The organism is Klebsiella sp. C349492 (genome assembly GCF_042055345.1).
In the GTDB taxonomy this organism is placed as follows: domain Bacteria; phylum Pseudomonadota; class Gammaproteobacteria; order Enterobacterales; family Enterobacteriaceae; genus Klebsiella; species Klebsiella scottii.
The window spans coordinates 157,599-168,946 of sequence record NZ_JANQCE010000008.1; the positions used below are offsets into that span (position 1 = coordinate 157,599).

An 11,348-nucleotide genomic window follows, 5' to 3' on the forward strand; every position below is an offset into this window, starting at 1 on the left:
TCGCTTCATCGGAATCTATTATTGGCCTAATATAGGGATTAATAAATTGCTGAGTTTTCATCAGGAGTTCCCCTTTTATGTCTTCCGCCCGTCTGCAACAACAGTTCATCCGCTTATGGCAATGCTGCGAAGGCAGGTCGCAGGAGACGACGCTCAACGAGCTGGCGGAGATGCTAAGCTGTTCGCGCCGCCATATGAGAACCCTGCTGAACATGATGGAAGAGCGCGGCTGGCTAACCTGGGAGGCGGAAGCGGGACGCGGTAAGCGATCGAAGCTGGCCTTCCTTTACACCGGCCTGGCGCTGCAGCAGCAGCGGGCGGAAGATCTGCTGGAGCAGGATCGCATCGATCAGCTGGTGCAGCTGGTCGGCGATAAGGCCGCCGTGCGCCAGATGCTGGTCTCTCATCTCGGACGGAGCTTTCGCCAGGGGCGGCATATTCTGCGCGTGCTCTACTACCGGCCGATGAAAAATCTGCTCCCCGGCAGCGCTCTGCGCCGTTCGGAAAACCATATCGCCCGGCAAATCTTCAGCGCCCTGACGCGGGTAAATGAGGAAAATGGGGAACTGGAAGCCGATATTGCCCACCACTGGCAGCAGCTATCACCCACCCACTGGCGCTTCTTTTTGCGTCCCGGCATCCACTTTCACCACGGACGCGAACTGGAAATGGAGGATGTGATCGCCTCTTTGCAGCGCAGCAACGCCCTGCCGCTCTACTCCCATATTGAGCGCATCGTCTCGCCTACCGCCTGGACGCTGGATATCCATCTGACCCAGCCGGATCGCTGGCTGCCGTGGCTGCTGGGCCAGGTTTCCGCGGTGATACTGCCGCGCGAATGGCAGTCGATGGAGAACTACTCCGCGATGCCGATCGGTACCGGGCCCTATGCGGTGGCGCGCAATAACCAAAATCAGCTAAAGATCCATGCTTTCGACGACTACTTCGGCTATCGGGCATTAATTGACGAGGTCAACGTCTGGGTGCTGCCGGAGATTGGCGAAGAGTCGAACGGCGGCTTAACCCTGCAGGGCACCACGCAGAGCGAGAAAGCCGTCGAAAGTCGTCTGGAAGAAGGCTGCTACTACCTGCTGTTTGATTCCCGCAGCCCGCTTGGCGCCAATGCAGCCGTACGCCAGTGGCTGAGCTATCTGTTCCAGCCGGCGAACCTGCTCTATCACGCGGGCGAACATTACCAGGGCAACTGGTTCCCGGCCTACGGCCTGCTGCCGCGCTGGCACCACGCGCGCAGCCACGCCTGCGAGAAGCCCGCGGGCCTGGAGTCGGTGACGCTGACCTATTACCAGGACCATATTGAGCATCGCGCGATCGGCGGCATTATGGCGACGCTGTTAGCCGAACATCAGGTCAGGCTGGAGATTCGGGAGCTGGAATACGCGGAGTGGCATCGCGGCGAGGTTGTCAGCGATATCTGGCTAAACAGCGCCAACTTTACCCTACCGATCGACTTTTCCCTGTTCGCCTGGCTTTATGAAGTTCCGCTTATTCGCCACTGCATCCCGATTGACTGGCAGGAGGATGCCGGCCGCTGGCATGCGGGCGAGTTAAACCCCGCAACCTGGAGTCAGCAGCTGCTGGCTAATCAAACGATCGTGCCACTGATCCACCACTGGCTGATGATCCAGGGGCAGCGCAGCATGCGCGGTGTGAGAATGAACACCCTCGGCTGGTTTGATTTTAAATCGGCGTGGTTTGCGCCGCCGGAACCGTAGAGCCTTGCCACCTGACGCTGAAGCACTTTCGGTCCGCTAACAAAATCATTACACTGGTCGCCGTTCTCAACGGGGTGCTAATAAACATACGCCGCTTCATTCAGGTTGCATTGAGACAGCCTGCAGGATGAAGCGTATGGGCTGAGAAAATACCCGTCGAACCTGATCCGGATAACGCCGGCGAAGGGATTTGAGGCTCACTCAAAATCCTTTGCCACCCCTTTTTTGTGAGGTGCAAAGTGTTGAAAAAATTACTCCCGCTGCTGGTGCTGGTCGCCGCTCCCGCGTTGGCTAAACCCGTTCTCACCGTTTATACCTACGACTCCTTTTCTGCGGACTGGGGCCCAGGCCCGGCCGTCAAAAAGGCTTTTGAAGCCGACTGCGGCTGCGAGCTGAAGTTCGTGGCGCTGGAAGATGGCGTCTCGCTGCTGAATCGCCTGCGCATGGAAGGCAAAAACAGCAAAGCCGACGTGGTCCTCGGACTGGACAACAACCTGCTGGAAGCGGCGGCGCAAAGCAAGCTGTTCGCCAAAAGCAACGTGCCGACCGACGCGCTTACGGTCCCTGGCGGCTGGAACAACGATACCTTCGTACCCTTTGATTACGGCTATTTCGCCTTCGTCTACGATAAAAACAAGCTCAAAAATCCGCCAAAAAGCCTGAAAGAGCTGGTTGAGAGCGATCGGAAATGGCGGGTGATCTACGAAGATCCGCGCACCAGCACGCCGGGCCTCGGCCTGCTGCTGTGGATGCAGAAAGTGTACGGCGACAAATCCCCTCAGGCCTGGGAGAAGCTGGCGGCGAAAACCGTCACCGTGACCAAGGGCTGGAGCGAGGCCTACGGCCTGTTCCTGAAGGGGGAAAGCGATCTGGTGCTGAGCTATACCACCTCTCCGGCTTATCACATTATCGAAGAGAAAAAAGATAACTACGCGGCGGCCGCTTTCAGCGAAGGCCACTACCTGCAGGTCGAAGTGGCGGCCCGCACCGCGGCCAGCAAGCAGCCGGAGCTGGCGGAGAAGTTCCTTAAGTTTATGGTCTCTCCGGGTTTCCAGAATGCGATTCCGGCGGGCAACTGGATGTACCCGGTCACCCAGGTGACGCTCCCTGCCGGCTTTGACGCGCTGGTCAAACCGCAGACCACGCTGGAGTTCACTCCGCAGCAGGTCGCTGGCGAACGACAGAACTGGATTAACGCATGGCAACGCGCCGTCAGCCGCTAACTATCGGCTGGCTGCTGCCGGGCCTGACGGCCGCCGCCGTGCTGGTCGTGGTGGCGCTGGCCGCTTTTCTGGCGCTCTGGAGCAGCGCGCCGGAGGCGGCCTGGCTGGCGATCGTTCGCGACAGCTATCTCTGGCACGTCGTCCGCTTCTCCTTCTGGCAGGCGTTTCTCTCGGCGCTGCTTTCGGTGGTGCCGGCTATTTTTCTTGCCCGCGCCCTTTACCGGCGCCGCTTTCCCGGCCGCACGCTGCTGCTGCGCCTGTGCGCGATGACTCTTATCCTGCCGGTGCTGGTGGCGGTATTTGGCATCCTCAGCGTTTACGGCCGTCAGGGCTGGCTGGCGGCGGCATTTAGCGCGCTGGGATGGCGGTGGGATTTCTCCCCTTACGGGCTGCAGGGAATTCTGCTGGCGCACGTCTTCTTCAATATGCCGATGGCGACCCGCCTGCTGCTGCAGGCGCTGGAGAATATTCCCGGCGAACAGCGGCAAATTGCGGCCCAGCTTGGCATGCGCGGCTTTCACTTTTTCCGCTTCGTGGAGTGGCCGTGGCTGCGGCGGCAAATTCCTCCGGTGGCGGCGCTTATCTTTATGCTCTGCTTCGCCAGCTTCGCTACCGTCCTCTCTCTTGGCGGCGGCCCTCGGGCCACTACCATCGAGCTGGCGATCTACCAGGCGCTGAGCTTTGATTACGACCCGGCCCGCGCGGCGATGCTGGCGCTGATCCAGATGAGCTGCTGCCTCGGGCTGGTGCTGCTCAGCCAGCGCCTGAGCAAGGCCTTGGCGATCGGCGTGACCCACGTTCGCGGCTGGCGCGACCCTGACGATCGCCTGCACAGCCGCCTGACCGATTTCGTGCTCATCGCGATCGCGCTGCTGCTGCTGCTGCCGCCGCTGCTGGCGGTCGTCATCGATGGCCTGAATAACAATCTGCCGCGGGTGCTGGCCCAGCCTGCGCTATGGCAAGCCTTATCGACCTCCCTGCGCATCGCGCTGGCCGCCGGCATACTCAGCGTTATTCTGACGATGATGCTGCTGTGGAGCAGCCGCGAGCTGCGCATCCGCCGCCGCCCGCTGGCCGGCCAGGCGCTGGAGCTCAGCGGGATGCTGATCCTCGCCATGCCGGGAATTGTGCTCGCGACCGGCTTCTTTTTACTGCTCAATAATAGCGTTGGCCTGCCCGACTCCGCCGACGGCATCGTTATCTTCACCAATGCGCTGATGGCGATCCCCTATGCGCTGAAGGTGCTGGAAAACCCGATGCGCGACGTCGCCGTGCGCTACGGCATGCTCTGCCAATCGCTGGGGATGAGCGGCTTTACCCGCCTGCGGGTCGTAGAGCTTCGCGCCCTGAAGCGCCCGCTGGCCCAGGCGCTGGCCTTTGCCTGCGTGCTGTCGATCGGTGATTTCGGCGTGGTGGCGCTGTTCGGCAACGACGATTTCCGCACCCTACCGTTCTATCTGTATCAGCAGATTGGCGCCTATCGTAGCCAGGACGGTGCCGTTACCGCCCTGCTGCTGCTGGCGCTGTGCTTTGTCCTCTTTACCGTGATTGAGAAGCTACCGGGCCGTGATGTTAAAACTGAATGATGTAACCTGGCTGTACCAGCACCTGCCGATGCGTTTCACCCTCTCCGTACAGCGCGGCGAACGCATTGCGGTACTCGGCCCCAGCGGGGCGGGGAAAAGCACGCTGCTGAATCTGATCGCCGGCTTTTTGCCGCCGGCGAGCGGCAGCATCGTCATCGACGGTCAGCCGCATACCGATACGCCGCCCGCCCGTCGCCCGGTATCAATGCTGTTTCAGGAAAATAACCTCTTTAACCATCTCACCATCCGCCAGAACATCGGCCTTGGCATGCACCCAGGGCTTAAGCTGAGCGCCGGGCAAAACGCCAGTCTGCAGGCTATTGCCGAACAGATGGGCCTTGATTCCCTGCTGGAGAGGCTTCCCGACGAGCTATCCGGCGGTCAGCGGCAGCGGGCGGCGCTGGCGCGCTGTCTGGTGCGCGAGCAGCCGGTACTGCTGCTGGATGAGCCGTTTTCCGCGCTCGATCCGGCGCTACGCCAGGAGATGCTGATTTTGGTTGCGGAGGTTTGTCAGCGCCGGAATTTGACGCTGCTGATGGTGTCGCATAGCGTGGAGGATGCGGCCCGCATCGCCCCGCGATCGCTGGTGGTGGCCGACGGGCGTATCGCCTGGGATGGCGCCACCGATGCGCTCTTAAGCGGCAACAGCAGCGCCTCCCATCTGTTAGGGATCAGCGCGCGATAACCTGGTGCAGAATATTGAGATAGACCGGCATCAGCGGGTGGCGAATCACCAGGGTTAACGCCACGCCCGCCAGCACCAGCGCCAGCGGCGTCAGCCACAGCAGACGCGTACGCGGCAGCAGCCGGGTCAGACGATCGCTTGTTTTCGCGCTACGCCACAGGCGCCAGCAGAGCCAGCCCGCCAGCCACGCCAGCAGCGCGGCGCCCAGCAGCAGCCACTTAAAGCTGGCGCTGTTCTCATCGGCGGGAATATCAATGGCCGCGCCGGCAAGAATGCCTGGTAAAAAGTAGAGCGGCGGCCACAGCAGGCAGCCAATAATATTCGGCAGAATAAACTTCGCGACCGGCAGGTCAAGCATTCCGGCAACCATCGGCACCAGCGGTCTCGTCGGCCCGACGAAGCGCCCGATCAGGATCGTGACCATGCTGTGCTGGTGCAGCGCGTGCTCGGTCTTATCAAGCAGCGCCTTGTTTTTCTTCATAAACGACCAGCGATGCAGCGGTTTTTTAAACCGCCAGCCGAGCCAGAATGAGATCCAGTCGCCGAATAAACAGCCGACGATCCCCGCCAGCCACGCCTGCCAGAAGTTAACCTCACCGCTGCCGATAAGCGCGCCCAGTCCGGCCATCATCACCGTACCCGGCAGTATCAGCCCCACCAGCGCCAGCGATTCAAGAAAGGCGACCAGCATCACGGCTATCAGCGAGTAGACCGTGGATTGGGTGATAAAATGTTCCAGCAATGCTTGCATAGTGTGCCCGGTTTAAAAACGAAGCACGGATTCTCCAGAGCCGTCGCGCCTTCGTCAAGCCATCAATTGTCTGAATAGTTTACCGGTTGTGACAATTTTCCGGGGCATCATTTCACTTTATTTACGTTTTATTCACATCCTGCGCGGAATTCGCTCGGGCTGGCGCCGGTGCATTTTTTAAATACCCGCGAGAAATAGAGCTGATCTTCAAAGCCAACGTTGCGTCCCACCGTGGCGATGGGCATTCGCGTGGTGCTCAGCAGCAGCTTGGCCTGGCTGATGCGCTGATCTTCCCGCCACCCCAGCACGCTGATGCCCAGCTGCTGGCGGAACAGGTGCGACAGCCGCGACGGCGACAGACACACGTGCTGGGCGACGCTGGCGATATCAAAATGGCTGTCCGCCAGGTGATCGCTAATGTACTGGCAGGCGTCGCGGACCCGGTTATCCAGCGGCGGGTACAGGGATTCGTTAATGGCCTCCATGCGCCGCAGCAGCAGCTGTTCCAGCAGATTGATCGCCAGCAGCTCAGAGTAGCGCCCGGCCCCCTGTCCGGCGTCGACGATCTGGCCGAAAAGCTCGCCAAAGCGCGCCTGCCACTGCTCATCGGGACGGAAAAATCCGGTGTGGGCGAAAATCGTCGGCCAGTTCAGCCATTCGTGCCAGTAGGCCCGCGGGCGGAAGTAGACCCACTGGTGATACCACTCGCGGGCATCAGGGTGGCGGCCGTAGTGATGAATTTCCCCCGGCGGGAAGAGTAAAATATCGCCAGGCCGGCAGACAAACTGTTCGTCCTGGTTGTTGATCACCCCTTCACCGCGAATCGTCAGATTAAGAATAAAACCTTTCATGCCGAGCGGGCGGTCAATAAAGAAATCCAGATAGCTATCCGCATCAATCGGCGTCAGCCCCGTAACCAGGTGGGCGTTAAAAGAGTAGCCCGGTAGCAAAGGATCGTTTTGTGTTTCAGCCATAAACTCAGCTCTCCCGGAGAGGCTCTGGACACCAATTGTCCATATTCGTTATTTTATCCCTAAGCGCGCTTCCCGTAATGGGATGCGGGTTGAAATTCGAATTAAAACCCGCCTGATTTCAGCAAAAATCGACGACACCGCTCAATGTAAGCCATTCCAACGCATAACAAAAGTGTCTATAAATACGGCAGGAAAGTCCACATTGAATATTTGCACGGCGTCACACTTTGCGATGACATAGCAATATAGTCCATAAGATTAGCGAATACGGCCTGACGGTTTTTCCCGAGGATATCTACTGTTTCACCATGAATGGTTTTTAGCATGGAGTAACAGCATGGCAATTGCGATTGGCCTCGATTTTGGTAGTGACTCAGTTCGCGCTTTGGCAGTGGAATGCGTCACCGGCGAAGAGCTCGCCTCCAGCGTAGAGTGGTACCCACGCTGGCAGGAGGGGCTATTTTGCGACGCCCCGAATAATCAGTTCCGCCACCACCCGCGTGATTACATTGAATCAATGGAAGCCGCGCTGAAAAGCGTGCTGGCGCTGCTGAGCCCCGGGCAGCGCGCCGCCGTCGTCGGTATCGGCGTTGACAGCACCGGCTCGACGCCGGCGCCTGTCGATGCCGACGGCAACGTGCTGGCCCTGCGGGAAGAGTTCGCCAACAACCCGAATGCGATGTTCGTGCTGTGGAAAGACCATACCGCGGTAGAAGAGGCGGAAGCCATCACCCGCCTGTGCCACCAGCCGGGCAAAGAGGACTACTCCCGCTACATCGGCGGCATCTACTCCAGCGAATGGTTCTGGGCCAAGATCCTCCATGTCACCCGTCAGGATAGCGCCGTTGCGCAGGCCGCGGCCTCATGGATTGAGCTGTGCGACTGGGTTCCGGCGCTGCTCTCCGCGACCACCCGCCCGCAGGATATTCGTCGCGGCCGCTGCAGCGCCGGGCATAAATCGCTGTGGCACGCCGACTGGGGCGGTCTGCCGCCGGCCAGCTTCTTCGACGAGCTCGACCCCATTATCAATCAGCACCTCAGCTGGCCGCTGTTTAGCGAGACCTGGACCGCCGACGCGGCGGTCGGCACCCTCTGCGCCGAATGGGCCCAGCGCCTGGGTCTGCCGGAAACGGTCACCATCTCCGGCGGCGCCTTCGACTGCCATATGGGGGCGGTAGGCGCCGGCGCGCAGCCTAATACGCTGGTTAAAGTCATCGGCACCTCCACCTGCGACATTCTGATCGCCGATAAGCAGAGCGTTGGCGCCCGCACGGTGAAAGGCATCTGCGGCCAGGTCGACGGCAGCGTGGTGCCCGATTTTATCGGTCTGGAGGCCGGGCAGTCGGCCTTTGGCGATATCTACGCCTGGTTTGGCCGCATTCTCGGCTGGCCGCTGGAGCAGCTGGCGCTTGCCCATCCGGAGCTGAAAGAGCAGATCCGCGCCAGCCAGAAACAGCTGCTGCCGGCGCTGACCGAAGCCTGGGCGAAAAATCCCTCGCTCGACCATCTGCCGGTGGTGCTGGACTGGTTCAACGGACGGCGCACCCCAAACGCTAACCAGCGCCTGAAAGGCGTAATAACCGATCTGAATCTCGCCACCGATGCGCCGGCGCTGTTTGGCGGCCTGGTTGCGGCAACCGCCTTCGGCGCCCGCGCCATTATGGAGTGCTTCACCGACCAGGGGATCCCGGTCATCAACGTGATGGCGCTGGGCGGCATCGCGCGCAAAAACCCGGTCATCATGCAGGCCTGCTGCGACGTGCTGAACCGGCCGCTGCAAATTGTCGCCTCCGATCAGTGCTGCGCGCTGGGTGCGGCCATCTTTGCCGCCGTCTCCGCCGGCGTATATAGCGATATTCCAACGGCCCAGCAGCATATGGCAAGCCGGGTGGAAAGCACCCTGCAGCCGCGTCCGGCCCAGGCGCAGCGCTTCGAACAGCTCTATCAGCGCTACCGGCAATGGTCAGTCAGCGCTGAACAACAGTATCTCCCTTCGGCTGCACAGGCGGAAAAGGCCTCGCAATCTCAGCCAGCTCTCACCCATTAAGGACACCAAAATGACGATTTTTGATAACTATGAAGTCTGGTTCGTGATTGGCAGCCAGCATCTGTACGGCGCGGAAGCGCTGCGTCAGGTCACAAAGCATGCCGAGCACGTGGTGAACAGCCTGAACGCGGAGGCAAAACTGCCGTGCCGGCTGGTATTAAAGCCGCTGGGCACCACGCCGGACGAAATCACCCACATCTGCCGCGACGCTAACTACGATGATAAATGCGCCGGCATGGTGGTGTGGCTGCACACCTTCTCTCCGGCCAAGATGTGGATTAACGGCCTGACCATCCTCAATAAACCGCTGCTGCAGTTCCACACCCAGTACAACGCGTCGCTGCCGTGGGACAGCATCGATATGGACTTTATGAACCTCAACCAGACCGCGCACGGCGGCCGCGAGTTCGGCTTTATTGGCGCCCGTATGCGCCAGCAGCATAGCGTGGTGACCGGCCACTGGCAGGATCGGGACGCCCATCAGCGCATCAGCTCATGGATGCGCCAGGCGGTCTCGAAACAGGATACCCGTCATCTGAAAGTCTGCCGCTTTGGCGATAACATGCGCGAAGTCGCGGTCACCGATGGCGATAAGGTCGCCGCGCAGATCAAATTCGGCTTCTCGGTCAATACCTGGCCGGTGGGCGATCTGGTGCAGGTGGTCAACGACGTCAGCGAAGGCGATATCAGCGCCCTGGTAGATGAGTATGAAAGCAGCTACCGGCTGACTGCGGCAGCGCAGGTCCGCGGCGATAAGCGGCAGAACGTTCTCGATGCCGCGCGTATCGAGCTAGGAATGCAGCGCTTCCTGCAGCAGGGCGGCTTCCACGCCTTCACCACCACCTTTGAAGATTTACACGGCCTGAAGCAGCTTCCGGGTCTCGCCGTGCAGCGTCTGATGCAGCAGGGCTACGGCTTTGCGGGCGAAGGCGACTGGAAAACCGCCGCCCTGCTTCGCATCATGAAGGTGATGTCAACCGGTCTGCAGGGCGGCACCTCCTTTATGGAGGATTACACCTACCACTTCGACAACGGCAACGATCTGGTGCTCGGCTCGCATATGCTGGAGGTCTGCCCAACCATCTCCACGGCGGAAAAACCGATCCTCGACGTTCAGCCGCTGGGCATTGGCGGTAAAGCCGACCCTGCGCGCCTGATCTTCAACACCCAAACCGGCCCGGCGATCGTCGCCAGCCTGATCGATCTCGGCGATCGCTATCGCCTGCTGGTTAACACCATTGAAACGGTGCCTACCCCGCACGCTCTGCCGAAGCTGCCGGTAGCCAACGCGCTGTGGAAAGCGCAGCCGGATCTCCGCACCGCGTCCGAAGCCTGGATCATTGCCGGCGGCGCGCACCATACCGTCTTCAGCCACGCCCTGACTCTCGAAGATATGCGCCAGTTTGCGGAGCTGCAGGATATCGAGCTGACCGTCATTGATAACGAAACCCGCCTGCCTTCCTTCAAAGATGCGCTGCGCTGGAACGAAGTTTATTACGCCGGCAAACGTTAAGAGGTCGCCCCCTCTTCTCCCTCTCCGCCGCTAAGGAGAGGAGAAGAGGGGAAACTGTGCTGACCCGCTATTCGGAGTACACAATGTTAGAAGATCTGAAACGTCAGGTTCTGGAAGCCAATCTCGCGCTGCCCAGGCACAACCTGGTGACCTTAACCTGGGGCAACGTCAGCGCCGTCGACCGCGAGCGGGGCCTGCTGGTGATCAAGCCTTCGGGCGTCGACTACAGCGCGATGAGCGCTGAGGATATGGTGGTGGTGAGCCTGGAAACCGGCGAAGTGGTGGAAGGGAAAAAGAAACCCTCGTCGGATACCCCAACCCATCGCCTGCTGTATCAGGCCTTCCCGACCCTCGGCGGTATCGTCCATACCCATTCACGCCATGCGACCATCTGGGCGCAGGCGGGCCAGTCAATCCCGGCGACCGGCACCACCCACGCCGATTACTTCTACGGCGCGGTTCCCTGCACCCGCCTGATGACCGACAGCGAAATCAACGGGGAATATGAGTGGGAAACCGGGCGCGTTATCGTCGAAACCTTCCGCGAGAACGCCATCGACCCGGCGCAAATGCCCGGCGTGCTGGTGCATTCCCACGGCCCGTTTGCCTGGGGGAAGAACGCGGAAGATGCGGTGCATAACGCGATTGTGCTGGAAGAGATCGCCTATATGGGGATTTTCTGCCGCCAGCTGGCGCCGCAGCTGCCGGATATGCAGCAAACCCTGCTGGATAAGCACTATTTACGCAAGCACGGCGCGAAGGCCTATTACGGGCAGTAGCGCCGCCGGGACGGGTCAAAATACCTGTATAAAACCCCAGCATCGCGCCGTGAACCA

General features: G+C 60.4%; 9 protein-coding genes and 1 riboswitch. Of the genes, 7 read left to right on the top strand and 2 right to left on the bottom strand.

Annotated features, from left to right (window positions below):
• The first annotated feature begins 77 nt into the window (after positions 1–77).
• From sgrR to thiQ, 4 genes are all read left to right on the top strand, one after another.
• Entirely contained in the window at positions 78–1,733 is a 1,656-nt protein-coding gene (sgrR, locus tag NWP14_RS24340; protein WP_095103795.1) for an HTH-type transcriptional regulator SgrR, read from the top strand.
• Between the two features lie 60 nt (positions 1,734–1,793).
• A riboswitch (TPP riboswitch) is annotated at positions 1,794–1,940 on the top strand.
• Positions 1,941–1,972: 32 nt separating this feature from the next.
• Entirely contained in the window at positions 1,973–2,956 is a 984-nt protein-coding gene (gene thiB, locus NWP14_RS24345; protein ID WP_095103797.1) for a thiamine ABC transporter substrate binding subunit, read from the top strand.
• On the top strand, positions 2,932–4,542 hold the full coding sequence (gene thiP, locus NWP14_RS24350; protein WP_375216123.1) for a thiamine/thiamine pyrophosphate ABC transporter permease ThiP: 1,611 nt from the start codon (positions 2,932–2,934) through the stop codon (positions 4,540–4,542). The genes thiB and thiP overlap by 25 nt, the downstream gene beginning before the upstream one ends.
• Complete coding sequence (gene thiQ, locus NWP14_RS24355; RefSeq protein ID WP_375216124.1) at positions 4,526–5,227, top strand: thiamine ABC transporter ATP-binding protein ThiQ; 702 nt, start codon at positions 4,526–4,528, stop codon at positions 5,225–5,227. Before thiP ends, thiQ begins: the two co-directional genes overlap by 17 nt.
• On the opposite strand, the gene NWP14_RS24360 is transcribed toward thiQ, so the two are convergent.
• Both NWP14_RS24360 and araC read right to left on the bottom strand, forming a co-directional pair.
• The gene (locus NWP14_RS24360; RefSeq protein WP_375216125.1) at positions 5,214–5,978 is read right to left on the bottom strand and encodes a DedA family protein; all 765 of its coding nucleotides are present in this window, start codon (positions 5,976–5,978) and stop codon (positions 5,214–5,216) included. The genes thiQ and NWP14_RS24360 overlap by 14 nt on opposite strands.
• A gap of 128 nt (positions 5,979–6,106) precedes the next feature.
• Positions 6,107–6,952, bottom strand: a complete 846-nt coding sequence (araC, locus tag NWP14_RS24365) for an arabinose operon transcriptional regulator AraC (RefSeq protein WP_095103805.1) — start codon at positions 6,950–6,952, stop codon at positions 6,107–6,109.
• A gap of 337 nt (positions 6,953–7,289) precedes the next feature.
• Between araC and araB the strand changes: the two genes are divergently transcribed.
• The 3 genes from araB to araD all read left to right on the top strand — a co-directional run bounded on the left by araB (position 7,290) and on the right by araD (position 11,291).
• On the top strand, positions 7,290–8,999 hold the full coding sequence (araB, locus tag NWP14_RS24370; protein ID WP_375216126.1) for a ribulokinase: 1,710 nt from the start codon (positions 7,290–7,292) through the stop codon (positions 8,997–8,999).
• A 10-nt stretch (positions 9,000–9,009) separates the two neighbouring features.
• A complete protein-coding gene (gene araA / locus NWP14_RS24375) occupies positions 9,010–10,512 on the top strand; it encodes an L-arabinose isomerase (protein WP_375216127.1) in 1,503 nt (500 codons plus the stop codon).
• A gap of 83 nt (positions 10,513–10,595) precedes the next feature.
• A complete protein-coding gene (araD, locus tag NWP14_RS24380; protein ID WP_095104107.1) occupies positions 10,596–11,291 on the top strand; it encodes an L-ribulose-5-phosphate 4-epimerase in 696 nt (231 codons plus the stop codon).
• The last annotated feature ends 57 nt before the right edge of the window (positions 11,292–11,348 follow it).

Excerpts from the sequence above, each read along its gene's own strand:
- sgrR (WP_095103795.1), top strand. The coding sequence starts at position 78 with ATGTCTTCCGCCCGTCTGCAACAACAGTTCATCCGCTTATGGCAATGC.
- thiP (WP_375216123.1), top strand. The coding sequence starts at position 2,932 with ATGGCAACGCGCCGTCAGCCGCTAACTATCGGCTGGCTGCTGCCGGGC.
- thiQ (WP_375216124.1), top strand. The coding sequence starts at position 4,526 with ATGTTAAAACTGAATGATGTAACCTGGCTGTACCAGCACCTGCCGATG.
- NWP14_RS24360 (WP_375216125.1), bottom strand. The coding sequence starts at position 5,978 with ATGCAAGCATTGCTGGAACATTTTATCACCCAATCCACGGTCTACTCG.
- araC (WP_095103805.1), bottom strand. The coding sequence starts at position 6,952 with ATGGCTGAAACACAAAACGATCCTTTGCTACCGGGCTACTCTTTTAAC.
- araB (WP_375216126.1), top strand. The coding sequence starts at position 7,290 with ATGGCAATTGCGATTGGCCTCGATTTTGGTAGTGACTCAGTTCGCGCT.
- araA (WP_375216127.1), top strand. The coding sequence starts at position 9,010 with ATGACGATTTTTGATAACTATGAAGTCTGGTTCGTGATTGGCAGCCAG.
- araD (WP_095104107.1), top strand. The coding sequence starts at position 10,596 with ATGTTAGAAGATCTGAAACGTCAGGTTCTGGAAGCCAATCTCGCGCTG.